The sequence below is a fragment of the Burkholderia sp. Nafp2/4-1b genome (assembly GCF_003635165.1).
Lineage (GTDB): Bacteria > Pseudomonadota > Gammaproteobacteria > Burkholderiales > Burkholderiaceae > Burkholderia.
The window spans coordinates 1-25,441 of sequence record NZ_ML058647.1; the positions used below are offsets into that span (position 1 = coordinate 1).

Below are 25,441 nucleotides of genomic sequence, written 5' to 3' on the forward strand. Positions count from 1 at the left end.
ATGATTTTGCAGGGCCGACTACACGAGCCAGCGCAGGGAAGTCTTCAGGAAGCGCGAACGCGGTCCATTTCTTTGAGCAGTTCGTTGCCCAGGTGCAGGTAGAAAGTGAGAGCATGGCGCATGTTCGCGAGCTTCTCCTCGAACTCAAGCGCGAGTGCATCCCCGAGGTCGCCGCGCATGATGGCCGACATGGCCTTCTCGACGTCGAGGGTCCGGGGCGTGCCGCATTCGCCGCTGTATGCTGCGCGCCGGAAAAGGTGAGCGCGAATCAGCTCAAACGCTTCACCGGCGAGGATCCACGCGCGTTTGTCGATGGCGTTCTTGAGATCGGTTGGGCACGGGACCGTCGGCGCGATCTGTCCTGTGAGCAGCTGTCCGCGGACGTCGATCGATGCGGTCGGCTCGGGTGACGCGGTGGTGTCCGGCGCCGTGGCTGCGGCGCTCGCGTCGAGAAACACGCGGATTACTTTGAGGTGGAAGGCCGGGCTAATCCAGGCGGCGTATGCGATGACGAGTTCGCGGCAAGCAAAGGTACCGCGACACTCCCCTCCGTGCGTCACCTTCAAGGCAAGTTGCGAATTTGTAACTTGGATTTCCGCAATCAGGGCTGTGGTTTGCTTGTTGCGCAGAAAGAATGCTGGCTTGTGATTTGACTTACCGCCGCTTGCCTGATGCAAGTCGTTAAGAGAATACAGGCCATCAATTTCGTGAATTGTGACCTGATCGAGGGCGAACGCGCTGTTCGGTGAAAGTGTCATGATGGGCCTCCGCAAACGGTTTACCGTCCACGCCCGACGCCAATCGGGGTGGGCGACCAGAGCGAGAAGTTGGCGTACCAGTGCGGCACTGGCGAGCCTCGCGGCTCCTTCCCGCCCGGCCGCCCATAAGCGGACACCAAGCGCAAAAAAGCCGTCTTGCTTGCACATGACGGCTTTCGCCGCCGCATTCGGGACGCCAATCCCGCCCGCCAGTTGTCTACCGACGGTAGCGTGAGTCTAGGACGGCGCGCCGGCAATTGCAAGAGGGGATTCGCGCGGCCGGATCGTCGGCCGGTTTTGCGACACGGGATTGGCTCGCGACTACGCGAGCCACCGCGGGGAAGTCTTCAGGATGCGCGGACGCGGTCCATTTCTTTGAGCAGTTCGTTGCCCTGGTGCAGATAGAAGGTGAGCGCGTGGCGCATGTTCGCGAGCTTCTGGTCGAACTCGAGCGCGAGCGCGTCGCCGAGGTCGCCGCGCATGATGGCCGACATGGCGTTTTCTACGTTCAGTGTCCGGGGCGTGCCAAATTCGCCGCTGTATGCTGCGCGCCGGAGAAGGTGCGCGCGGATTAGCTCAAAGGCTTCACCGGCGAGCATCCACGCGCGTTTGTCGATGGCGTTCTTGAGATCGGCGGGGCACGGGACTGTCGGTTCGATTTGTCCTTTCAGCAGCAGTCCACGGACGTCGATAGGTGCGATGGGTCGGGGTGGCGTAGTGGCGTCCGTCGACGTGGCTTCGGCGCTCGCGTCGAGAAACACGCGAATCACTTTGAGATGGAACGCAGGACTGATCCAGGCGGCGTAGGCGATGACGAGTTCGCGGCAGGCGTAGGTGCCGCCGTTGCGGCCTTCCTTGGTCTTTACAGCGCAAATTTGCGCAGTTTCCAATTCAGTCACCAGCGCTTGCGTTTGCTCGTTACGCAAAAACTGGTTTGGGCGCTTAATCGTTTCGCCGCCACTGGCGGCATGAAGATCGTTAAGGGAATACAGCCCGTCGAGTTCGCGGATTGCGGACGTGCCGATAGCAAGCGATGTCATGGCGATAATCCTTCTTTGCGGTTTTCAAAACCGACGCCCTCCGTCCAAAGAGGGTGACGGCTACCGAACGGGGTTGGACGACCGGAAAGAAGGAACCGGCACACCCGAAGGTGTCCCCGCCCGGAGCCGCCATAGAAGCAACGCCAGACGTGCGCATACAACAAAGCCGCGAGTCGAGTGACGGCGCGGCTTCTTGCGCCTTCTTTTTGTCGGGCGTCCAAGCCCGGCCGTCAGTTGTCTGCTGACAGTACCGCGAGTCTAGGACGGCGCGCCGCAGATTGCAAGAGGGATGGGCCGTCGCGCAGCATAGCAAATATGCTAACATGTGTGTATGAAGTGGACAATCACGTATTACAGCGAGCGAGTCAAGCGCGAAGTACTCGAGTTGCCCTCAGGAATTCGTGCCGCATACCGTCACCTTGTCGGAGTTATGGAACAGCATGGTGCTGACCTCCGAATGCCACACTCGCGCGCTATGGGCGGCGGCTTGTTTGAGCTGCGCCCGCGTGGTCGTGAAGGGATCGGTCGCGTTTTCTACTGTACGCTGATAGGGCGACAAATCGTGATCCTGCACTCTTTCGTGAAGAAGACGCAGGAAACGCCGGCTGACGAATTGCATATCGCGCGCAAGCGCATGAAGGACGTACATGACAATGGCTAAGACACGGTTGCAGCGCGAACTGGACGAAAAATACCATCCGGTCGCCCATACTCCGGAAGACGACGCTCGTATGTTCTCGGACCCGGAATTTTGCCAAGCATATGACGCGCTCGAAGAGGAATACACGGCACTCAACGCGCTACTGGAGGCCCGCAGGCAGGCCGGGCTAACTCAAGCGCAGGTGGCGGACAAAATGGGCACTACGCCATCGGCAATTTCACGACTTGAGGCGTCCCTCTCCAGCGAGAAGCATTCGCCATCGTTTAGTACGCTTCGCAAGTATGCGGCAGCGTGTGGCAAAAAGCTGGTGATTTCGTTCGCCTGAGGGCGCAGGCGCGACGACGAAGGGTATGACGCGATGAAGGAGCCTGTCATCGAATCGAGCGGCAACGTATTCGTCGATCTTGGCCTCTCTGACGAAGAGGCAACCTTGCTCCAGTTGCGCGCTTGTCACTCTGGCGGTGCGAATCGGGTTCCATCCGCGTGTCGAACTGGCTCATGTGTGAGCGTTGTTGAGCGACATCTCATCGGCTAATAGCTGGCTCGCAAAAATAGTAAAGTTCGCTGCAGGCCGGCTTTTTTGCGTGCTACAAATTTGCTACAGCAAGGGTGGAGATCCTTGCTGGACAAGCCTTGCGCTTATCATTCCATCCCCTGAACTACGGGGAGGGCCATGTCCGCGGTTCGGCGTGCAGGAGACGCGAACGGGACGGCAATGTGGACAGCGCGCAGAGTATAGCAAACGCGCGGCGCATCGGCGGACGGAATGCGCGCCGATGCCCGGCGCGGCGCTCAGTCGTTTTCAGCAGCAGAAATCAGAAATCGACGAATCAGAAATCGACGACGACGAAATCTTCCTTGCCCACGTCGCACAGCGGGCAGCGCCAGTCGGCGGGAATGTCGGCGAAACGCGTGCCGGCCGGGATGCCCTCGTCGGGTAGGCCTTCCGCTTCGTTGTAGACCCACCCGCAAATCAGGCAGACCCAGCTCTGGTATTCGGTTACTTCGCTCATGTAGCGCTCGGATGATGAAAGTCGGTGATGCCGTCCGTGGCATGGCCGGCGAACGAAGGCGCAATAGTACCGGAATTTCGCCGAACGCCTCTGCAACGTCGTTTTAAATGTACGCATCGCGAACAACGACCGTCATCGCGCGGCCCGGGCACGCAGTGTATGCTTCGTGAGCCTTTCAATCTGAAGGAGAAAAAACGATGCTAAACAAGAAGTGGATCGCGGGCGTGGTTTGTGTCGCGTCGCTGGCCGTGTCGACGCTCGCGCGCGCCGAGGCGCGTGTGTTCTTCGCCGAGCCGAAAGACGGCGCGACGGTCTCGAGCCCGGTGCACGTGAAGTTCGGTCTCGAAGGGATGGCGCTGAAGCCGGCCGGCGACATGACGCCGGACACGGGCCACCATCACCTGCTGATCGACGGCAAGCCGGTGCCGAAGGGCGACGTGATCCCCGCAACCGACCACTCGCTGCACTTCGGCAAGGGCCAGACCGAAACCGAGGTGAAGCTGCCGCCCGGCCAGCACACGCTGACGCTGCAACTCGGCGACGGCACGCACCGTTCGTACGGTCCCGAGCTGGGCTCGACGATCACGGTCAACGTGAAGTAAGCACCGCTCCCGCCAGCGAGCGCCCGGCCGGAAGCGGCGGCCGAACGCCCGCCGCCGGCGCCGCGCGATACCGATCGCGCATGACGCCGGCCCGTGCGCGGCACACCGCCGCGCACAGCCTCACCACCGATTCGCCACCGATTCAGCACGAAAAGCCCCGCTCACCGGCCTAGTCCATCCGGCCATCCCGGCGCAGGCGTCCGCCACCGGTACAATGGGCGCTTCCGATTTCTCTCTTCGCCGTCTCCCCATGTCGCTTTATTCCATTACGGGCGCGCAACTCGCGTTCGGTCACGTCGCGTTGCTCGATCACGCGGACTTCTCGCTGGAGGCCGGCGAGCGCGTCGGCCTGATCGGTCGCAACGGCGCGGGCAAGTCGTCGTTGCTGAAGATCGTCGCCGGGCTGGCGAAGCCGGATGACGGGCTGATCACGCGTCAGCAGGAACTCGTGACGGTCTACGTGCCGCAGGAACCCGAGTTCGAACCCGGCGCGACGGTGTTCGACGCCGTGGCATCGGGGCTCACGCACACGCGCGAAGTGCTCGAAGAATACGATTCGATCGCGCATCGTCTCGCGGAAACGCCGGAAGGCGCCGAGCACGACGCACTGCTCGCGCGGATGAACGCGCTGCAGTCGTCGCTCGACGCGCACGACGCGTGGAACTGGCGCACGCGCGTGTCGATGACGCTCGCGCAGATCGGCCTGACCGACGGCGACGCGCAAGTCGACGCGCTGTCGGGCGGGATGCAGAAGCGCGTTGCGCTGGCGCGCGCGCTGGTGCTGCAGCCGGACGTGCTGCTGCTCGACGAACCGACCAACCACCTCGACTTCGACGGCATCCGCTGGCTGGAAGAGCTGCTGGTCGCGCAACGTGCGGGCCTCTTGTTCATCACCCACGATCGCGCGTTCCTCGACCGCGTCGCGACGCGCATCGTCGAGCTCGATCGCGGCCGCCTGCTGTCGTACCCGGGCAATTTCTCCGCGTACCAGACCCGCAAGGCGCAGCAGCTCGAAGTCGAGCGCGTGGAAAACGAGAAGTTCGACAAGCTGCTCGCGCAGGAAGAAGTGTGGATCCGCAAGGGCGTCGAGGCGCGCCGCACGCGCAGCGTCGGCCGCATCGCGCGGCTGGTGCAGATGCGCAATGAGCGCGAGGAGCGCCGCAATACGCAGGGCAACGTGAAGCTCGACGTCGCGCAGGGCGAGAAGTCGGGCAAGATCGTCGCGGAACTGACGGACGTGACGAAGCGCTATGGCGATCGCACGGTCGTCGACACGTTCTCGACCACGGTCATGCGCGGCGACAAGATCGGTTTCGTCGGCCCGAACGGCGCGGGCAAGACCACGCTGCTGAAGCTGATCCTCGGCGAGCTGAAGCCCGACACGGGCACGGTGCGCACGGGCACGAACCTGCAGGTCGCGTATTTCGACCAGATGCGCGCGCAGCTCGACCAGGAAAAGAGCCTCGCCGACACGATCAGCCCCGGCAGCGAATGGGTGGAGATCGGCGGCGTGCGCAAGCACGTGATGAGCTATCTCGGCGACTTCCTGTTCGCGCCGGAACGCGCGCGTTCGCCGGTGAAGTCGCTGTCGGGCGGCGAGCGCAACCGGCTGCTGCTCGCGCGCCTGTTCGCGCGTCCGGCCAACGTGCTGGTGCTCGACGAACCGACCAACGACCTCGACATCCCGACGCTCGAACTGCTCGAAGAGCTGCTGGCCGACTACGACGGCACGGTGCTGCTCGTCAGCCACGATCGCGCGTTTCTCGACAACGTCGTCACGTCGGTGATCGCAGCCGAAGGCGACGGCAAGTGGCGCGAATACGTCGGCGGCTTCACCGACTGGCAGATCCAGAGCGAGCGTTCGCAACAGCTCGCGCAGCAGGATGCGGCGAAGCGTGCGGTGAAGGAGGCGGCGCCGCTCAAGGAAGACGCGGCGAAAAGCGCGGCCGGCCGCAATGCGCAGCGCACGGTGAAGCTGTCGTTCAACGAGCAGCGCGAGCTCGATGCGCTGCCGGAGAAGATCGCCGCGCTCGAGGAAGAACAGAAGACGATCAACGCACGGCTCGAGGACGGCTCGATCTTCGCGAAGGATCCGCAGGAAGGCACGCGCCTGACCGAGCGGTTCGCGGCGATCGACGACGAACTGCTCGCCGCGCTCGAGCGTTGGGAGACGCTCGAGGCGAAGCGCAAGCCGGCCTGACGCTCCGCGCGCCGCGTGAGCAATCTTGCGGCGGCGCGCCACGCGGAACCAGTAAAATACCGCGCGTCCCGGGCCGCGCAGCGCACGCCGCGCGCCCGCTTTCGGAGCAGTCCAAGCACACCGTTGTTTCGATTCGCTTTTTTACGGAACTCAACGTTTTGTCCACGACGTTATCCACACGAGATGTGGAAAACGTCCCGATGAATGACGAAATTCAGCGCCTATGTCAACGAAGAAGCCCAGCGCGGCCTATAGCGAAGCATCGATCAAGGTGCTCAAGGGTCTCGAGCCGGTCAAGCAGCGGCCCGGCATGTACACCCGTACGGAAAATCCGCTGCACATCATTCAGGAAGTCATCGACAACGCGTCGGACGAGGCGCTCGGCGGCTACGGCAAGCAGATCACGGTCACGCTGCACACCGATCAGTCGGTGTCGGTGGAGGACGACGGCCGCGGCATCCCGTTCGGCATGCACCCCGAAGAACGCGTGCCGGTCGTCGAGATCGTGTTCACGCGTCTGCACGCGGGCGGCAAGTTCGACAAGGCCGCCGGCGGCGCATACACGTTCTCGGGCGGCCTGCATGGCGTCGGCGTGTCGGTGACGAACGCACTCGCGACGCGTCTCGACGTGACGGTCTGGCGCGACGGCAAGATCGCCGAGCTCGGTTTCGCCGACGGCGACGTCGTGAAGCCGCTGTCGACGCAAGCCGCGGCCCGCGGCGAGAAGAAGTCCGGCACGCGCGTGCAGGTGTGGCCGAATCCGAAATACTTCGATTCGCCGAACCTGCCGCTCGGCGAGCTGCAGCGCCTGCTGCGCTCGAAGGCCGTGCTGCTGCCGGGCGTGGAGGTCGTGCTCGTCAACGAGAAGACCGGCGAGCGCCAGACCTGGAAATACGAAGACGGCCTGCGCGGCTACCTGCTCGACGAGATGAACGGCAGCGAGCTGCTGATCCCGCTGTTCGAAGGCGAGCGCTTCGCCGATGCGCGTTCGACCGACGAAACCTTCGCCGAGGGCGAGGGCGCGTCGTGGGTCGTCGCATGGAGCGAGGAAGGGTCGCTCGTGCGCGAGTCGTACGTGAACCTGATCCCCACACCGGCCGGCGGCACGCACGAGTCGGGCCTGCGCGACGGTCTCTACCAGGCGGTGAAGAGCTTCGTCGAGCTGCACAACCTGCAGCCGAAGGGCGTGAAGCTGCTCGCGGAAGACGTGTTCGCCCGCGTGTCGTTCGTGCTGTCGGCGAAGGTGCTCGATCCGCAGTTCCAGGGGCAGATCAAGGAACGGCTGAACAGCCGCGACGCGGTGAAGCTCGTGTCGTCGTTCTCGCGTCCGGCGCTCGAACTGTGGCTGAACCAGCACGTCGAGCACGGCAAGAAGCTCGCCGAACTCGTGATCAAGCAGGCGCAGGCGCGCACGCGTGCGGGCCAGAAGGTCGAGAAGCGCAAGAGCTCGGGCGTCGCGGTGCTGCCCGGCAAGCTGACCGATTGCGAGACGGAAGATATCGCGCGCAACGAACTGTTCCTGGTCGAGGGCGACTCGGCGGGCGGCTCCGCGAAGATGGGCCGCGACAAGGAGTACCAGGCGATCCTGCCGCTGCGCGGCAAAGTGCTGAACACGTGGGAAACCGAGCGCGATCGCCTGTTCGCGAACAATGAAGTGCACGACATCTCGGTCGCGATCGGCGTCGATCCGCACAGCCCGGACGAGACCGTCGACCTGTCGAACCTGCGCTACGGCAAGATCTGCATCCTGTCGGACGCTGACGTCGACGGCTCGCACATCCAGGTGCTGCTGCTCACGCTCTTCTTCAAGCATTTCCCGCAACTGATCGAGCGCGGTCACGTGCACGTCGCGCGCCCGCCGCTGTTCCGCGTCGACGCGCCCGCGCGCGGCAAGAAGCCCGCGCAGAAGCTCTATGCGCTCGACGAAGGCGAACTCGAGGCGACGCTCGACAAGCTGCGCAAGGACGGCGTGCGCGACACGCAGTGGAGCATCAGCCGCTTCAAGGGCCTTGGCGAAATGAGCGCGGAGCAGCTGTGGGACACGACGATGAACCCCGACACGCGCCGCCTGATGCCGGTGAAGCTCGGCGAGCTCGACTACGAGGCGACGGTTGCGCGCATGACGATGCTGATGGGCAAGGGCGAGGCAGCCGCGCGACGCGGCTGGCTCGAGGAAAAGGGCAACGACGTCGAAGCGGATATTTAGTGCAGTGTTCGACGCCAATCGGCACTGATGCGCTGCGGCTTCGCGCCCGTGGCGGCGTCGCAAATCCTCGCGATGCGTCTGGCATCGCTGCGGTTTGCTTCTTGCCACGAACGCGAATCCGCTGGCGCATCAGCACCGCTTGACATCGAACACTGCACCGCCGCTTCCGCGCGGCCGGGCATGACGCCCGGCCCGGCCTCATGCCACTTACGAATACGGAATACAGATGGACGACAAGACTTCCGATCTCTTCGCCGGGTCCGACGCACCGGACGCCGACGAACTGACGCTCGGCAACTACGCGGAGCAGGCATACCTCAGCTACGCGGTCAGCGTCGTGAAGAGCCGCGCGCTGCCCGACGTGTGCGACGGCCAGAAGCCGGTGCAGCGCCGGATCCTGTTCGCGATGAACGAAATGGGCCTTGGGCCCGATGCGAAGCCGGTGAAGTCGGCGCGCGTGGTCGGCGACGTGCTCGGTAAATATCACCCGCACGGCGACCAGTCGGCGTATGACGCGCTCGTGCGTCTCGCGCAGGATTTCTCGCTGCGCTATCCGCTGATCGACGGGCAAGGCAACTTCGGCTCGCGCGACGGCGACGGCGCGGCGGCGATGCGATACACCGAAGCGCGGCTCACGCCGATCTCGAAGCTGCTGCTCGACGAGATCGACCAGGGCACGGTCGACTTCATGCCGAACTACGACGGCTCGTTCGAGGAGCCGAAGACGCTGCCGAGCCGCATGCCGTTCGTGCTGCTGAACGGCGCGTCGGGCATCGCGGTCGGTCTCGCGACCGAAATCCCGTCGCACAACCTGCGCGAGGTCGCGGCCGCGGCCGTCGCGTTGATCCGCAATCCGAAGCTCACGCACGCGGAGCTGATGAACCTGATCCCCGGTCCGGATTTCCCGGGCGGCGGCCAGATCATCTCGAGCGACACGGAAATCGCGGCGGCCTACGAGTCCGGCCGCGGCAGCCTGAAGGTGCGCGCGAAATGGAAGATCGAAGATCTCGCGCGCGGCCAGTGGCAGCTGGTGGTTACCGAACTGCCGCCGAGCACGTCGGGCCAGAAGGTGCTCGAGGAAATCGAGGAGCTGACCAACCCGAAGCTCAAGCTCGGCAAGAAGACGCTCACGCCCGAACAGCTGAACACGAAGAAGGCGATGCTCGACCTGCTCGACGCGGTGCGCGACGAGTCGGGCAAGGAAGCGGCGGTGCGGCTCGTGTTCGAGCCGAAGTCGCGCACGATCGACCAGACGGAATTCGTGAACACGCTGCTCGCGTACACGAGCCTCGAATCGAACGCGACGCTGAACCTCGTGATGATCGGCGCCGACGGCCGGCCGGGCCAGAAGGGCCTGCTGACGATCCTCGACGAATGGGTGAAGTTCCGCCAGCTGACGATGACGCGCCGTTGCCGCCATCGTCTCGCGAAGGTCGACGATCGCATCCACATCCTCGAAGGGCGGATGATCGTCTTCCTGAACATCGACGAGGTGATTCGCATCATCCGCGAGGCGGACGAGCCGAAGGCCGCGCTGATGAGCGCGTTCGGCCTCACCGACCGCCAGGCCGAAGACATCCTCGAAATCCGGCTGCGTCAGCTCGCGCGGCTCGAGAAGATCAAGATCGAGAAGGAACTCGAAGGGCTGCGCGACGAGAAGGCGAAGCTCGAGGAACTGCTCGCGAACGAAAGCGCGATGAAGCGGCTGATGATCAAGGAGATCGAGGCCGATGCGAAGCAGTACGGCGACGATCGCCGCACGCTGATCCAGCAGGAAAAGCGCGCGACCTTCGAGGCGAAGGTCGTCGACGAGCCGGTCACGGTCGTCGTGTCGCAGAAGGGCTGGGTGCGCGCGCTGAAGGGCCACGGGCTCGACCCGGCCGGCTTCACGTTCAAGGCGGGCGACCACCTGTACGCGGCGTTCCAGTGCCGCACGCCCGATCGCCTGATCGCGTGGGGCAGCAGCGGGCGCGTGTATTCGGTCGACGTGTCGGTGCTGCCGGGCGGGCGCGGCGACGGCGTGCCGGTCACGTCGCTGATCGAGCTCGAATCAGGCTCGCACCTGATGCATTACTACGCAGCGCCGGCCGACCAGCAACTGCTGCTCGCGTCGAGCAACGGCTTCGGCTTCCTCGCGAAGGTCGGCGACATGGTGAGCCGCGTGAAGGCCGGCAAGTCGTTCATGACGATCGATGCGGGCGCGGTGCCGCTTGCGCCGATGCCGGTGCTGCCGAACGCGACGCAGGTCGCGTGCCTGTCGAGCGGCGGCCGTCTGCTGGTGTTCGGGATGGACGAGATGAAGACGCTGTCCGGCGGCGGTCGCGGCGTGATCCTGATGGCGCTCGACGACAAGGAAGCGCTCGTGCAGGCGCTCGCGATCGACCCGGCCGGCGTCGTGCTGATCGGCACCGGCCGCGGCGGCAAGGCGCAGGACGAAACGCTGTCGTACGCGGGGCTCGCGCCGCACATCGGCAAGCGTGCGCGCAAGGGCCGTGCGCCGGACACGAAGCTGAAGGTCGTCAACGAGCTGCGTCCGCTGCTCGGCTGATACCGCATCCGCTTGCCGGCTCGACCGGCATCGCAGGCCGCACCTCCCGCTTCGGCGGGCGTGCGGCCTTGCTCTTTTTCGGACCGCATGTTCACGTAAGCGCGAGTGGCGCCGTCACGCGGAACTTGCAAAATATTGTGAAATGCCGCCATGGGCCTGAACCGAGCGGCAGTCCGCCGGTCGAACGTCGCTCGACCGCGCGTGACGCGGCGCTACGTTGCATTCAACCGATAACAGGATTGCCGCCATGTCCCACGCCGTTTCCGTCGCGCTGTTTCTTCATCTGCTGGCCGTCGCCGTGTGGGTGGGCGGGATGGTCTTCGCGAACTTCTGCCTGCGCCCGGCGCTGTCGGACCTGACGCCGCAGCTGCGGCTGCCGCTGATCGAGGGCGTGTTCGGCCGCTTCTTCAACTGGGTGTCGGGCTCGGTGATCGTGATCCTGCTGTCCGGCGGGTTCCTGCTCACCGCGTTCGGCGGCGCGCATGCAACGTGGTCGCTGCACGCGATGGCGGGGCTCGGCGTCGTGATGATGCTGATCTTCGGCCACATCCGCTTCGCGCTGTTTCCGCGCATTCGCCGTGCGGTGCAGGCGCAGAATTGGCCCGATGGCGCGCGCGCGGTGAACACGGTGCGTCTGCTCGTCGTCGTCAACCTCGTGCTCGGCGTCGTGACGATCGGCGCGGCCGTGCTGTCGCGCGGTTTCTGATCGCCGGTCCCTGGCCTAGCGGCGCGGTTCGGCGCCCGTGGCCGGCGCGGCGCCGCGCGCCGTCAAGCTAGGCGGCCAGCATCGCATCGAGCAGCCACGCGCCGGCCGGGCCGAGCGGCCGGTTCCGCGACCACACCGCATCGACCCGCACGCGCCGCGGCCAGCCGCGCGAACGCAGCTCGCACAGGCGCTGGCCCGCGAAGTGCTCGACCATCCAGCGCGGCAGTTCGGCCCAGCCGAAGCCCAGCACCGCCATTTCCAGCAGCATCAGATAGCTCGGTGCGAGCCAGCGCTGCGTGCCGACGACGATCCGGTCGTCGGCGCCGCGATCCTCCGGTTTCACGTATGTATTGAGGCGCAACTCGCGCGCATCGCGCAGCGCCGCGTGCGGAACCTCGGCGTCCCCGTAGGCCGCCAGCGCATGCGTGCGCCCGACGAACAGGCCGATCTCCGATTCTTCCGCCACCGTCGCCGCGCCGATATCGGGCGGGTAGACGGCGCGCGCGGCCATCAGGCCGAGCTGCGCGCGGCCCTGCTGGATCAGGTCTAGTACGTCCTCATGTTCGGCGATCTGGCATTCGAGCTCGAGCGCCGGAAAGCGCCGCTCGAGCGCCATCAACGTTTCCTCGTAATGCTTCGACTGATACGTGTCGGACACGACGAGCGTGAGCCGCGCTTCCTCGCCCTGCGCGAGCCGCGCGGCGGTGCGGTCGATCGCGGCGCCGGCCTCCAGCGCGCGCTGCACCTGCGGCAGCAGCGCGCGGCCGGCATCGGTGAGCGTCGGCGTGCGCGTCGAGCGATCGAACAGCTGCACGCCGAGATCGATCTCGAGGTTCGCGATCGCTTCGGACACGGTCGACTGGCGTTTGCCGAGCTTGCGCGCGGCGGCCGTGAACGAACCGAGCTGGGCGGCTTCGGCAAAGGCGAGCAGGGCTTCGGGCGCGTGGCGCATGCGGCGGATCTCATGGCGTTATATCGGTAAAACCGATGATATCAAACTGGATTCATACGGTTGCACCGATCAAAATGCTCGACATCGGTAGCACTAACCGTACAAACGAATCGGAGGGAACCATGAAACAGATGAACAAAACGGTGACGGAACGCCTCGTCCACGCGCTGACGTTCGAACTGGTGGCGATCGCGCTGTGCGCGCCGATCGGCGCATGGCTGCTCAACATGCCGGTGTCGCATGTCGGCGTGCTGACGGTGATGGTGTCGCTGATCGCGATGGCATGGAACATGACGTTCAACACGCTGTTCGACCGCTTCGAGCGGCGCGCGGGCCTCACGCGCACGCTCGGGATGCGGATCGCGCACGCGGTCGCCTTCGAGCTCGGCCTCGTCGCGATGGTGGTGCCGGTGGCCGCGTGGTGGCTGAACGTGAGCCTCGTCGAGGCGCTGGTGCTCGACCTCGGCATCGTGCTGTTCTTCCTGCCTTACACGTTCTGCTTCAACCTCGCGTACGACGCGCTCCGCGCACGCTGGGTTGCGCGCCGCGTCGCGGTGCAGGCCGGTTGAGCGACCGGCGGCCGGCGGGGCGGCGGTGCCGGCCGGGACCGAAGCCCGCCGTCAGTGCGCGGCGGCCCACAGCCACACGCCGCACACGATCGCGACCGCGCCGTACACCACATACACGGGCGCCTTGAAGCGCGCGAAGCACAGCGTCGCGAAAGCGCCCGTGAGCCAATAGATGGGATCGGCCGGCTCGCGATGCAGGATCTTCACGACGGCGACCACGAGAAAGCCCGTCGTCGCCGCGCGCAGCAGGTGCATCCCGTGCTCGAAGCGCGAGTGGCGCTTGAGCCGGAACAGATGGTTCTGCGCGAACACGACGAGGCACCCCGACGGAATGAACAGCGCGGCGGTTGCGAGCAGCGCGCCGACCCAACCGTCGGTCAGGTAGCCGAGAAACGGCACGACGTTCAGCAGCGGGCCGGGCGACACAGGCGACAGCGCGAACGCGAGCGTGAAGTCGTGATCGGAGATGCCGGTGGCAGGCGACACGAACACCGCCTTCAGCACCGGCAGCGCCGAGAACCCGCCGCCGAACAGCGTCATGCCGGCGCCGGCGAGCCGCGGCCACAGCAGCGGCATCTGGTAGTCGCCGGGCAGCGGCACCGCGAACACCGCGACGAGTACGGCGAGCAGCACGAGCAGGTTGCGATCGCGCCTGGACAGCCTGAAGTCGACCGCGTCGTGCTGCAGCGGCCCGGTCAGCCAGCCGGCTGCAAACGCGGCGAACAGAATCCCGACGAAAGCGGCCGGACTATGCGCGAAAGCGAGCAGAATCGTCGATAGCGCGGCGATCGTCTGTTCGAGCCGCGTGCGCGCGAGCGTGCGCAACTGCCTGATCCACGTGACGCCGATCAGCGCGGCGAGCACCATCCCGAAGTGATTGACCAGCATCGGCGCGGCGAGCGAACGCACGATCGGCGTGCGATAGAAGATCGCGAACAGCGTCATCAGCACGAAGAACGGCAGCACGCTCGCGATGCCGGCGATCCACGCGCCGGCGCGGCCGTGCAGCGTCTGGCCGACCTGCACGGCAACGTTGCAGCCGACGGGGCCCGGCACGAGCCAGGCAAGGGCGACGAAATCGGCGAACACGTGCGGCTCGATGCGCTGCAACCGGTCGACGTAGTGGCGTTCGAGTTGCGCCATCATCGACAGCCCGCCCCACGATACGGCGGAAATGCCGGCAATGACCTTGAACAAGGCCCACAGGGAGGCCTGTGCCTGTTCGGCACGTTCGGCCGTTTCGACTTCGACGGTGGTCATGGTTGAAATGGTGGCGCTGGGCCTGGTGTTGCGCATGAGAACGTGCCGGCGGCCCGCCGACGCGATGGCCCTTCCGATTGTCCGCCGCGCATCGTGACACTGCCATGCGCGGAAACGCTAGTTAATGAACTAAACAACCGGATCGGAGGCCGAAACGATCGGTGTGCCACGCAACAAAATGGGGCCGCGCGTGTCGAGCGGATCAGGCGCCCGTGCTGCCGGTCGCGCGATGCGCGAGGACGTTCGGGCGGTCGCCGCGCACGCCGAAGCGCGCGATCAGCGCGGGGATCGCGTCGGCCGGCACCGGGCGCGAGAACAGGAAGCCCTGCGCCTCGATCTCGCCGAGCGCGGACAGCCATGCGATCTGCTCCTCGGTCTCGGTGCCCTCGACGACCACCGTCAGGCCGAGCGAGCGCGCGAGATGCACGATCGACGACACCATCACGCACACGCTGCGATCGTTCGGGATTGCCTGCACGAACGACCGGTCCACCTTCAGCGTATCGACGGAGAAGCGGTGCAGGTACGACAGCGACGAGTAGCCGGTGCCGAAATCGTCGAGCGCGATCCGGATGCCGAGCTTCTTCAGCGCGACGATCTTCTCCGACACGAGCTCCGGATATTCCATCATCGCGGTCTCGGTGATCTCGAGTTCGAGCCGGTTCGCGTCGATGCCGGTGTCCTGCAGCGCCTGCGAGATCGTCTCGATCAGGTCGCCGCGCCAGAACTGCACCGGCGAGATGTTGACCGCGAGCGTCAGCGTGTCGTGGCCGTCGTCGCGCCAGCGCGCGATCTGCTTGCACGCGGTGCGGATCACGAAGTCGCCGATCGGCACGATCAGGCCCGTCGATTCGGCGATCGAAATGAATTCGTTCGCGGAGATGATGCCGTGCTCGGGATGGTCCCAGCGCGCGAGCGCCTCGAAGCCGGTGATCGTGCGGTGCGTCAGGTCGATCTTCGGCTGGTACGCGAGGAACAGCTGCCCTTCGGCGAGCGCGACGCGCAGCTGCTGTTCCCAGCGCATCAGGTGGTCCGCGCGGTGCGACAGGTGCGGCGCGTAGAACTGGTAGCAGTTCTTGCCCGCGTCCTTCGCGCTGTACATCGCGAGGTCGGCCTTCTTCAGCAGGTCGATCTCGCTTTCGTTCGCGACGGTGTGCAGCGCGATGCCGATGCTCGCGTGCAGCACGAACGAACTGCCGCGCACGTCGAACGGTTCGCTGAACATCCGGATGATCGCTTCCGCGAGGCGTACCGCACGTCGTTCGACGTCGTCGCCCTTCATCACGACGACGAACTCGTCGCCGCCGATGCGCGCGAGCGAGCCTTCGTCGCCGACCGCCTCGGCGAGGCGCGACGCGGTCATCTGCAGCACGATGTCGCCGGCGTTGTGGCCGAGCGTGTCGTTGACGGTCTTGAAGTTGTCTAGATCGATGAACAGCAGGCCGAGCCGCGACAGGCTGGCCGGCATCGCCACGTCGTTGCGCAGCCCGCGCAGCGTCGCGTAGCGGTTCGCGAGGCCGGTGAGCAGGTCGTATTCGGCGAGCTGGGTCATCTCGCGCTCGCGGCCGAGCAGCTTGCCGATCAGCCCCGTCGCGACGCCGAAGAACGCGAGCATCGCGAGCGTGATGAAGCTCGTCATCAGCAGGTAGACGTTGCGCGTGTGGTAGTAGTCGGCGAATTCCTCGGTCTGCGACAGCCCGACCATCACCGCGAGCGGGTAGCCGTCGAGGTGGCGGTACGACACGATGCGCGTCACGCCGTCGATCGGATCGATGATGGTGCCCGTCACGCGTTCGGCGATCGGGTAGACGCCCGACGCGGAGAACGCGCCGGGTGCGTTGTTGAGCGAGCCGGTGCGGCGCGCGAGCACGGCGCCGGTGTCCGACACGACGGAGATCACGCCTTCCTTGCCGATCGCCGCGTTGTTGTAGAAGTCGTTCGTGAAGTAGCTCGGGTCTTCCGACACGACGACGATCCCGGCGAAGCTGCCGTCCGGGTTGTTCAGGCGCCGCGTCATCTGCAGCGTCCAGTGGCTCGATACGCGGCCGAGCACGGGCTTGCTGATGTACAGGCGATCGTCGTTGTGCGCGAGATGGACCTTGAAGTGCTCGCGGTCGGCCAGGTTGATCGGCTGCGGATGGAGTTCGGCCGTGTTCGCGAACAGGATACCCTTCGCGTTGACGAGCGATACCTGGACCAGCGTGTCGCTCGGCACGACGCCTTTTTCGACCGCGCTCGCGAGGTTGAAATGCGCGGGCGACTTCTCGAATTCGAACTTGACGAAGCGGGTGATCTGGTCGACCTGGTGGATCGCCTTGACCGTGTGCTGCTCGAGCGCGGACGACAGGATCGCCGCGGAGGCCGCCGCTTCCTTGTACGCGCTGTCCTTTTCGACCGACAGCCGCGCGACGATCACCGCCCACAGCAGCGCGAGCGCCAGCATCCCGAGCAGCGGGATCGCGAACAGCGCGCGCCGGCGCGACTTGCGCGGCGCGCGCAGCGGCCGGGTCGGCGGTGTGTGGTTTGACCGGGCGGAACTCATCGAAGAGGGCGGCGTCCTGCTCGCGTGCGCCATCCCCCGTCGGGATGGTCGGCTATGGTTGGGGTCGCACCGGCGTCTGTTCGTTCGCGGGATGCGCAACCAAGGACAGACCCGCCGAAGCGACGGATTAGGCCCGATATTACTGGCTGGAACGTTTTTGCGATAGACGGGGGAATCGTAGGGCCCCGGCCGGGCCGGAGCCGTCGCGCACCGCGAAACGTCAGGCGGGCGCGAGGAACGTGCCGTCCACGACCGTCACGACGTGGCCGCCGATCCAGATCGTGCCGTCGTCGTCATAGCGGACGGCAATGCGGCCGTCGCGGCCGATCGCCGTGCCCTGGCGGGCGGTGTAGGCGCTGCCGGGGCGCCGCTGCTGGCGGCTCAGCAGTTCGGCGAGCGCGGCATTCGCGCTGCCGGTGACGGGATCCTCGCCGGTGCCGAAATTGCCGCCCGTCATCAGGCAGCGGATTTCGAACGTCGCGGGGCCGCCGTCCGGATGCGGTGCATATACGGCGAGGCCGTCCGCGCCGTAGCGGCGGTTGAGGGCCTCGAGCGCGGCCGGATCGGGCGCGAGGCCGATGCAGGCCTCGGCCGACGTGAGCCGCACGACGAGCCACGGTGCGCCGTTGTCGACCGCGTACGCTTCGGCATCGAAATCGATCGCGTCGCTGCGCAACGCGGCCGCGAGTGCCGGGTAGTCGGCACGGTCGAGCGGCGTGAAGCGGGCCGGCGGGGCGGCAAATGCCCAGCCATCATCGGCCTGTTCGCGCAGTTCGACCAGGCCGACCCCGCATTGCTGGACCAGCCGGCCCGGCGTGCGCGGCCGCGCGCCGCTTTCGACGAACGCGTGTGCGGTGCCGAGCGTCGGGTGCCCGGCGAACGGCAGTTCGCCGCCCGGCGTGAAGATCCGCACGCGGTAATCGGCGTCCGGATCGGTCGGCGTGCACACGAACGTCGTTTCCGACAGGTTGGTCCAGCGGGCGATCGCGAGCATGTCGTCGTCGCCGAGCGAATCGGCGTCGAACACCACGGCAAGCGCATTGCCCTTGAACGGCACCGACGTGAACACGTCGACCTGCTTGAAACGGACGCGGCGGCTGGTCATCGTGCCGTTACGCGACTTCGGCGATCAGTTCGATCTCGACGCACGCGCCGAGCGGAATCTGCGCGACGCCGAACGCCGAGCGCGCGTGCTTGCCGGCGTCGCCGAACACTTCCGCGATCAGTTCCGACGCGCCGTTCGTGACGACGTGCTGTTCGGTGAACTCGAGCGTCGAGTTGACGAGGCTCATCAGCTTCACGATGCGCGTGACCTTGTTCAGGTCGCCGGTGTGCGCGTGCAGCGTCGCGAGCAGGTCGATCGCGATCGAGCGGGCGGCGGCCTTGCCGTCTTCCGTCTGGAGATCGGCGCCGAGCTTGCCGGCCCAGACCTTGCCGTCCTTCTTCGCGATGTGGCCCGACAGGTAGACCGTATTGCCGCTTTGCGCGCTCATCACGTACGCGGCAGCCGGTGCGCCGGCGGTCGGGAGCTCGATGCCGAGCGACTTCAGTTTGTCGTAGACGTTAGCCATGCGTTCGATTCCTCGTAGAGAGTCGTGACAGGAAAAAGGGGCTCAAAGACGCTCGCGCAGCAGCTTGCCGAGCCGCGCGACGCCTTCCTCGATCTTCTCGGGCGGCACCGTCACGAACGACAGGCGCAGCGTGTTCTGCTGCGCATTCTCCGCGAAGAACGGCGCGCCCGGCACGAAGGCGACGTGGTTGTCGACCGCCGCGGCGAGCAGCTTCATGCTGTCGATCTGCGCGGGCAGGTCCACCCAGATGAACATGCCGCCTTCCGGACGGTTCCACGTGACGCCTTCCGGCATGTGGCGGGCGAGCGACGCGAGCATCGCTTCGCACTGCGCGCCGTACAGCTGGCGGATCGTCGGGATGTGTTCGTCGAGGAAGCCGTCCTTGATCACTTCGTGCGCGATGCGCTGCGTGAGCGTCGGCGTGTGCAGGTCGGTGGCCTGCTTGGCCTGCACCAGCTTGAAGTGGAGTTCCTCGGGGGCAATGATGTAGCCGATCCGCAGGCCGGGCGCGAGCACCTTCGAGAACGTGCCGAGGTGCACGACGTGGTCCGGCGCCATCGACAGCATCGTCGGCAGCGGTTCGCCCTGGTAGTTCAGCGCGCCGTACGGATCGTCTTCCAGCACCGGGAACGGGCTCGTCTGCGCGAACGCGGCGAGCGCGCGGCGGCGCTCGACGGGCAGGCGGCGGCCGGTCGGGTTCTGGAAGTTCGGCTGCGCGTACAGCAGGCGCGCACCTTGCGTGAGTTCCGGCGTGAGGCCTTCGGGCAGCAGGCCCTGTTCGTCGGTCGGCACCTGCACGTAGCGCGGCTCGTACAGCGAGAACGATTGCAGCGCGCCGAGGTAGGTCGGGGTTTCGACGAGGATCGGGCTGTTCGGGTCGATCAGCGCCTTGCCGAGCAGGTCGAGCGCCTGCTGCGAGCCGGTCGTGATCAGCACCTGCGACACGCGCACGCTGTAGCGCTCGGCGATCCACTCGCGCAGCGGCAGGTAGCCTTCGGTCGCGCTGTACTGGAGGGCGGCGGCAGGCGCATCGCGCAGCACGCGGTCGGCCGCGGCGCGCATGCGCTCGGCCGGGAACGTCGCGGGAGCGGGCAGGCCGCCGGCGAACGAGATGACCTCGGGGCGTTCCGTGACCTTCAGGATCTCGCGGATCGCCGAGCTCGTCAGCTTGCGTGCGCGTTCGGAAAGCTGCCAGTGCGGCGGATGCAGGTCGCTCGGATTCATAGTCTCCTCGTTCGGATATCGTGGTCAGTCAAGAAAGGTCGTTCGGGCGGATCGCTTCGACGCCGCCGGGTGGGCGAGCGCGAGCACGATGAAGCCGTCGCGGCCGGGTGGGCAAAACCGTTCAGGCAAAACAAACATTATGGCGCACCTCATCAGCCGGCGCGAGCGGGACGCGGGGCCGTGGCCACCGCCGAGCGCCGGCCGAGCATCACGGTCGCGATCACGGCGGCGGCGAACAGCCACGTCGACGGCGTCACCGTTTCGCCGAACAGCAGCGCGGAAAAGGCGATCGTGAAGAAGATCTGCAGCAGTTGCACCTGGCCGACCCGCGCGATGCCGCCCATCGCGAGCCCCGCGTACCACGCGAAAAACCCGATGAATTGAGAAAAGAGGGTCACGTACCCGAACGCGAGCCACGTGCGCAGCGCGAGCGGAGCCGGGTGCGCGACGTGCTGCGTCCACGCGAGCCACCCGACCGGCAGCACGAGGAACGGCGCGGACACGACGAGCGCCCAGCAGATCACCTGCCAGCCGCCGATCTGGCGTGCGAGGCGCGCGCCTTCCGCATAGCCGAGCGCGCCGATGCCGACCGCGACGAGCATCAGCGCGTCGCCGGCCTGCACGGTGCCGCCGCCGTCGCGCAGCGCGAACGCGATCACGAGCGCGCTGCCCGCCAGCGCGCTGGCCCAGAACGCCTTCGACGGCCGTTCGTGCGACAGCCACGCCGCGTACAGCGCGACGAACAGCGGCTGCAGCCCGTTGACCACCGCGCCGTGCGACGCCGGCACGGTCTTCATCGCCCACGCGGAAAACACCGGATACGCGATGATCACGCCGGCCGACACGACCGCGAGGCTCTTCAGTTGCGCACGCGTCGGCAGCCGTTCGCGGCGCCACCACAGCAGCAGGCCGGCCGGCACGGCCGCCGCGAGCGCGCGGCCGAGCCCGTTCAACAGCGGATTGAGTTCGGAGACGACGATACGCGTCATCGGCAGCGTCAGGCTGAAGATCATTACGCCGATGAGGCCGAGCAGCATGCCCCGGGTTTCGCGCGAATTCATGTACTGGGTGTCTCCGTATTGCTGGGTTGGTGTAGTGGAACCGGCGGAAAGCGGCGGCAGGGCGGGCGGCAGGGCGCTCAGCGCAGCGTGCGGGCGCCCTGCGGCGTGTCGAATTCGGCGACGAGCGCGGGCGGGCCGTCGCCGGTTTCAAGCTCGAGCAGATGACCGGCGCCGAGCCAGTCGAGCTGCTCGCGGATCGTATCCGCACGCGGGTGGGCACCCTTGAGCGCCTTCAGCGCGACGCCGTCGTTCGGCAGCGATTCGGCCGGATGGCGCGCGCTGTCCCACTGGATCAACGACGGCACGAGCCCGTCGCCGGCGCCTTGCCATGCGGGAAACGCGCCGTCGTCGGGCACGGTCAGGCCCCAGCTCAGGTCGCCGCGCCGCATCGCGACGACCGGCGCGATGCGCGTCGGGTACTGGCTTTGCCACAGCGCGAGCTGGCGCGGACGGTCGACACGCGCGACCCAATGCGCGAGAAACGGGCCGTGCGCGAGCCGCGCGTGCATTGCCGGATCGTCGAGGGCGAACAGCCGCGCGCGCGGCGGCGTCGCGTCGTCGTTCGCGGCGCGTGCGTCGGGATCGATCGCGATCACTTCGAGATACAGCCCGCCCCACACGCCGAACAGCGCGTTGTGCGTGCGCATCAGCGGATGCCGGCCGCCGCCGGCCGGTTCGATGCCGAGTGCGTCGGCGACATGGCGCACGCCTTCGTCGAGCGTGCGCGCGGCGATCACGAGATGGTCGAGAGTCAGGGAGCGGGCTGGCATGAACGTCGGTTGGAAAACGAAAGTGTCATGGTGGGCGGGCGACGCGCCGGAAGGGTGCGCGGCCGGCCGGCGCCCGGGCCGGGAACCCAGGCCCGGCGCGGCTGCCCCGCGTGCGGCAGGGCCGGAACGGCGGCCGCACGATCGCCATTGCGGTCAACTGTAATCGTCGGGACCGGCACAGTAACGGTACAATCGGCGCGATAGCCTTCGGTACAGTTGGAGTTGCCGCCCATGTCCACCATGTCCACCGTCCCTCTCGCCCAGATTCCCGTGCCGCACGACACGGCCACGCTCACGCTCGTCGACCAGCTCGTCCAGTGGGCGCGGCGCCGGATCGACGAACGCGTGTTCCGGCCCGGCATGCGGATGCCGTCGATCCGCAAGCTCGCGCTCGACAAGAGCGTGTCGCGCTTCACCGTCGTCGAGGCGTACGAGCGGCTCGTCGCGCAGGGTTACCTCGATTCGCGCCGCGGCTCCGGCTTCTACGTGCGCGAGCGCACCGGCGCCGGCCCGCAGCCGGCTGACGGCGTCGCTCGCGTGGCCGAGGCCGCGCCCGTGCACAACACGATCGACGTCGTCTGGCTGCTGCGCAACATGCTGCACACCGTCAGCCCGGAGAAGGGCCCGGGCCTCGGCTACCTGCCGGGCCGCTGGCTCGACGGCGAGCTGATCACCGGCGCGCTGCGCGCGCTCGGGCGCCAGTCGGGCGCGCAGATGCTCGGCTTCGGCACCGCGCAGGGCTTCCTGCCGCTGCGCCAGCAACTGCAGACGCGGCTCGCGGAAGTCGAGATCGGCGCGAAGCCCGAGCAGCTCGTGCTGGTGTCGGGCATCACGCAGGCGATCGACCTGATCTCGCGGATCTACGTGCGGCCCGGCGATGCGGTGATCGTCGGCGATCCCGCGTGGTTCCAGATGTTCGGCCGCTTCGCGTCGCAGGGCGCGCAGCTGATCGGCATGCCGTACACGCCCGACGGTCCCGATCTCGACGCGCTGGAAACCCTCGTGCAGATGTGGCGGCCGAAGATGCTCGTGATCAATTCGGTGCTGCAGAACCCGACCGGCACGTCGCTGTCGGCCGCGCAGGCATTCCGGATCCTGAAGCTCGCGGAGGCGTACGACTTCCTCGTGGTCGAGGACGACGTGTACGGCGATCTGTGTCCGCCCAGCTATCCCGCCACGCGGCTCGCGAGCCTCGACCAGCTGAAGCGCGTGATCTACCTCGGCAGCTATTCGAAGACGCTCGCGGCGAATCTGCGGGTCGGCTATGTCGCGTGCGCGCCGGAAATCGCGAAGGCGATCACCGACCAGAAGATGCTGGTCGGCATGACGACGCCGGAGCTCAACGAGCGCGTGCTTTACAAGATCCTGACCGAAGGGCATTACCGGCGCCACGTCGAGCGGCTGCGCGCGCGGCTCGACGGCGTGCGCGACAAGACCGCGCGGATGCTCGAGCGCACCGGTCTGCGGCTTTTCACGATGCCGGCGGCCGGGATGTTCCTGTGGGCCGACACCGGCGTCGATTCGGACGCGCTCGCGGCCGCCGCGCACGAGGAGGGATTCTTGCTCACGCCCGGGAGCTTGTTCTCGCCGCAGCAGTCGTCGTCGACGTGGACGCGCTTCAATGTCGCGAACTGCGGCGATCCGGCGCTGCCGGGGTTTCTCGCGCGCTATATCGAGTCGGCGGCGCGGCGCGCATCGTGACGGCAGGCGGCATGCCGGCCCCTTGAATTCCGGCCGCCCGGCCCCAGATACCCGCGCAAACCGCTTGCGCCAGGCGGTTGTCCTTGACGGGCGCCGGCCTCGCGCGCCGGGCGCCTGCGCCACACCATTCAAGTTCAAGTAAGAGGAAACAGCATCCATGGCACACGAAACGATGAGCTTTCAGGCAGAGGTCAAGCAACTCCTCCACCTGATGATTCATTCGCTCTACAGCAACAAGGAAATCTTCCTGCGCGAACTGGTGTCGAACGCGTCCGACGCGGCCGACAAGCTGCGTTTCGAAGCGCTCGCGGACAACGCGCTGTACGAGAACGATCCGAACCTGCGCATCCGTATCGCCTTCGACAAGGCCGCACGCACGATCACGATCGAAGACAACGGGATCGGCATGAGCCGCGACGAGGCGATCGCGAACCTCGGCACGATCGCGCGCTCGGGCACCAAGGAATTCTTCACGAAGCTGTCCGGCGACCAGCAGAAGGACGCGGCGCTGATCGGCCAGTTCGGCGTGGGCTTCTACTCGGGCTTCATCGTTGCCGACAAGATCACCGTCGAGACGCGCCGCGCCGGCTTGCCGGCGAACGAAGCCGTGCGCTGGGAAAGCGCGGGCGAGGGCGATTTCACGATCGACGGGATCGAACGCGCGCAGCGCGGCACGAAGATCACGCTGCACCTGCGTGAAGGCGAGGACGACCTGCTGTCGTCGCACCGCCTGAAGTCGATCATCCAGAAGTATTCCGATCACATCGCGCTGCCGATCCTGATGCAGAAGGAAGAGTGGGATCAGGAAAAGGGCGAGATGGTCCTGAAGGACGAGGACGAGACCGTCAACCAGGCGAGCGCGCTGTGGACGCGTTCGAAGAGCGACATCAGCGACGAGCAGTACACGCAGTTCTACCAGCACATCGCGCACGACCACCAGGATCCGCTCACGTGGACCCACAACCGCGTCGAAGGCCGCAGCGAATACACGCAGCTGCTGTTCGTGCCGGCGCACGCGCCGTTCGACCTGTGGAACCGCGACTACCGCGGCGGCCTGAAGCTGTACGTGAAGCGCGTGTTCATCATGGACGACGCCGAGCAGTTGCTGCCGCAATACCTGCGCTTCGTGAAGGGTGTCGTCGATTCGGCCGACCTGCCGCTGAACGTGTCGCGTGAAATCCTGCAGGAAAGCCGCGACGTGAAGGCAATTCGCGAAGGCGTGACGAAGCGCGCGCTGTCGATGCTCGAGGAGCTCGCGAACGCGGAAGACGATGCCGGCAAGGAGAAGTACAAGACGTTCTGGAACGCGTTCGGCCAGGTGCTGAAGGAAGGCCTCGGCGAGGATCACGCGAACCGCGAGCGCATCGCGAAGCTGCTGCGTTTCGCATCGACGCATGGCGACACCGATGCGCAGGACGTGTCGCTCGCCGACTACGTGTCGCGCATGAAGCCCGAGCAGAGCAAGATCTACTACGTGACCGCCGATACGTGGCGGGCCGCGAAGAACAGCCCGCATCTCGAAGTGTTCCGCAAGAAGGGCGTCGAGGTGCTGCTGCTGACCGATCGCGTCGACGAATGGATGCTGTCGTTCCTGCATGAATTCGACGGCAAGCCGCTCGCGAGCGTGGCGCGCGGCGATCTCGACCTCGGTGAGCTGAACGACGACGAAAAGAAGGCGCAGGAGCAGGCCGGCGAGGCGATCAAGCCGGTCGTCGAGAAGATGAAGGAAGCGCTCGGCGACAAGGTGAAGGAAGTGCGCGTCACGTTCCGCCTGACCGATTCGCCGTCGTGCCTCGTCGCGGACGACAACGACATGAGCGGCTACCTGCAGCGGATGCTGAAGGCGGCCGGCCAGAACGCGCCGGCGATGCAACCGATCCTCGAGATCAATCCCGAGCACGCGCTCGTGAAGCAACTGAACGCCGACAGCGAAAACTTCGGCGACTGGTGCCATCTGCTGTTCGACCAGGCGTTGCTGGCCGAAGGCGGGATGCTCGACGATCCGGCGAGCTTCGTGAAGCGGACCAACGCGCTGCTGCTGTCGCGCGCCGCGTGAA

Annotated in this window: 21 protein-coding genes; 10 read left to right on the forward strand and 11 right to left on the reverse strand. The window is 66.3% G+C overall.

Annotated elements, in window-relative coordinates:
- Positions 1 to 44: 44 nt before the first annotated feature.
- Entirely contained in the window at positions 45 to 758 is a 714-nt protein-coding gene (locus C7H84_RS34260) for a KilA-N domain-containing protein (protein WP_121863000.1), read from the reverse strand.
- A gap of 347 nt (positions 759 to 1,105) precedes the next feature.
- On the reverse strand, positions 1,106 to 1,798 hold the full coding sequence (locus C7H84_RS34265; protein ID WP_121862948.1) for a KilA-N domain-containing protein: 693 nt from the start codon (positions 1,796 to 1,798) through the stop codon (positions 1,106 to 1,108).
- Positions 1,799 to 2,228: 430 nt separating this feature from the next.
- On the opposite strand from C7H84_RS34265, the gene C7H84_RS34270 reads away from it, so the two are divergent.
- On the forward strand, positions 2,229 to 2,459 hold the full coding sequence (locus C7H84_RS34270) for a type II toxin-antitoxin system RelE/ParE family toxin (RefSeq protein ID WP_346428411.1): 231 nt from the start codon (positions 2,229 to 2,231) through the stop codon (positions 2,457 to 2,459).
- A 70-nt stretch (positions 2,460 to 2,529) separates the two neighbouring features.
- Entirely contained in the window at positions 2,530 to 2,784 is a 255-nt protein-coding gene (locus C7H84_RS34275) for a helix-turn-helix transcriptional regulator (protein ID WP_240462182.1), read from the forward strand.
- 505 nt (positions 2,785 to 3,289) lie between these two features.
- On the opposite strand, the gene C7H84_RS34285 is transcribed toward C7H84_RS34275, so the two are convergent.
- On the reverse strand, positions 3,290 to 3,472 hold the full coding sequence (locus tag C7H84_RS34285; protein ID WP_006478164.1) for a rubredoxin: 183 nt from the start codon (positions 3,470 to 3,472) through the stop codon (positions 3,290 to 3,292).
- Positions 3,473 to 3,669: 197 nt separating this feature from the next.
- On the opposite strand from C7H84_RS34285, the gene C7H84_RS34290 reads away from it, so the two are divergent.
- The 5 genes from C7H84_RS34290 (at position 3,670) to C7H84_RS34315 (ending at position 11,734) form a co-directional block, all read left to right on the forward strand.
- A complete protein-coding gene (locus tag C7H84_RS34290) occupies positions 3,670 to 4,074 on the forward strand; it encodes a DUF4399 domain-containing protein (protein ID WP_121862951.1) in 405 nt (134 codons plus the stop codon).
- A 214-nt stretch (positions 4,075 to 4,288) separates the two neighbouring features.
- Complete coding sequence (locus C7H84_RS34300; protein ID WP_205611495.1) at positions 4,289 to 6,274, forward strand: ATP-binding cassette domain-containing protein; 1,986 nt, start codon at positions 4,289 to 4,291, stop codon at positions 6,272 to 6,274.
- A gap of 223 nt (positions 6,275 to 6,497) precedes the next feature.
- Positions 6,498 to 8,480, forward strand: a complete 1,983-nt coding sequence (locus C7H84_RS34305; protein ID WP_121862953.1) for a DNA topoisomerase IV subunit B — start codon at positions 6,498 to 6,500, stop codon at positions 8,478 to 8,480.
- Positions 8,481 to 8,706: 226 nt separating this feature from the next.
- A complete protein-coding gene (gene parC / locus C7H84_RS34310; protein ID WP_121862954.1) occupies positions 8,707 to 11,028 on the forward strand; it encodes a DNA topoisomerase IV subunit A in 2,322 nt (773 codons plus the stop codon).
- Between the two features lie 247 nt (positions 11,029 to 11,275).
- The gene (locus C7H84_RS34315) at positions 11,276 to 11,734 is read left to right on the forward strand and encodes a CopD family protein (protein ID WP_121862955.1); all 459 of its coding nucleotides are present in this window, start codon (positions 11,276 to 11,278) and stop codon (positions 11,732 to 11,734) included.
- A 67-nt stretch (positions 11,735 to 11,801) separates the two neighbouring features.
- Here C7H84_RS34315 and C7H84_RS34320 read toward each other — a convergent pair whose 3' ends face one another.
- Positions 11,802 to 12,686, reverse strand: coding sequence for a LysR family transcriptional regulator (locus C7H84_RS34320; protein ID WP_121862956.1), 885 nt, complete (start codon positions 12,684 to 12,686; stop codon positions 11,802 to 11,804).
- Positions 12,687 to 12,808: 122 nt separating this feature from the next.
- Between C7H84_RS34320 and C7H84_RS34325 the strand changes: the two genes are divergently transcribed.
- Entirely contained in the window at positions 12,809 to 13,255 is a 447-nt protein-coding gene (locus C7H84_RS34325) for a multidrug/biocide efflux PACE transporter (RefSeq protein ID WP_121862957.1), read from the forward strand.
- A gap of 51 nt (positions 13,256 to 13,306) precedes the next feature.
- On the opposite strand, the gene C7H84_RS34330 is transcribed toward C7H84_RS34325, so the two are convergent.
- The 7 genes from C7H84_RS34330 to C7H84_RS34360 all read right to left on the reverse strand — a co-directional run bounded on the left by C7H84_RS34330 (position 13,307) and on the right by C7H84_RS34360 (position 21,683).
- Positions 13,307 to 14,515, reverse strand: coding sequence for a chromate transporter (locus C7H84_RS34330; protein ID WP_121862958.1), 1,209 nt, complete (start codon positions 14,513 to 14,515; stop codon positions 13,307 to 13,309).
- Between the two features lie 202 nt (positions 14,516 to 14,717).
- Positions 14,718 to 17,057, reverse strand: a complete 2,340-nt coding sequence (locus C7H84_RS34335; protein WP_121862959.1) for an EAL domain-containing protein — start codon at positions 17,055 to 17,057, stop codon at positions 14,718 to 14,720.
- Positions 17,058 to 17,277: 220 nt separating this feature from the next.
- Positions 17,278 to 18,162, reverse strand: coding sequence for a PhzF family phenazine biosynthesis protein (locus C7H84_RS34340; RefSeq protein ID WP_121862960.1), 885 nt, complete (start codon positions 18,160 to 18,162; stop codon positions 17,278 to 17,280).
- A 7-nt stretch (positions 18,163 to 18,169) separates the two neighbouring features.
- Positions 18,170 to 18,628 (reverse strand): RidA family protein, encoded by a 459-nt coding sequence (locus C7H84_RS34345; RefSeq protein ID WP_098550966.1) that lies wholly within the window; start codon positions 18,626 to 18,628, stop codon positions 18,170 to 18,172.
- Positions 18,629 to 18,670: 42 nt separating this feature from the next.
- Complete coding sequence (locus C7H84_RS34350) at positions 18,671 to 19,852, reverse strand: PLP-dependent aminotransferase family protein (protein WP_121862961.1); 1,182 nt, start codon at positions 19,850 to 19,852, stop codon at positions 18,671 to 18,673.
- Between the two features lie 152 nt (positions 19,853 to 20,004).
- The gene (locus C7H84_RS34355) at positions 20,005 to 20,913 is read right to left on the reverse strand and encodes a DMT family transporter (protein ID WP_121862962.1); all 909 of its coding nucleotides are present in this window, start codon (positions 20,911 to 20,913) and stop codon (positions 20,005 to 20,007) included.
- 77 nt (positions 20,914 to 20,990) lie between these two features.
- Positions 20,991 to 21,683 (reverse strand): VOC family protein, encoded by a 693-nt coding sequence (locus tag C7H84_RS34360; protein ID WP_121862963.1) that lies wholly within the window; start codon positions 21,681 to 21,683, stop codon positions 20,991 to 20,993.
- A 240-nt stretch (positions 21,684 to 21,923) separates the two neighbouring features.
- Here C7H84_RS34360 and C7H84_RS34365 point away from each other — a divergent pair, with 240 nt between their 5' ends.
- Positions 21,924 to 23,384, forward strand: a complete 1,461-nt coding sequence (locus tag C7H84_RS34365; protein ID WP_121863001.1) for a PLP-dependent aminotransferase family protein — start codon at positions 21,924 to 21,926, stop codon at positions 23,382 to 23,384.
- A 157-nt stretch (positions 23,385 to 23,541) separates the two neighbouring features.
- The gene (htpG, locus tag C7H84_RS34370; protein WP_121862964.1) at positions 23,542 to 25,440 is read left to right on the forward strand and encodes a molecular chaperone HtpG; all 1,899 of its coding nucleotides are present in this window, start codon (positions 23,542 to 23,544) and stop codon (positions 25,438 to 25,440) included.
- Position 25,441: the final 1 nt, after the last annotated feature.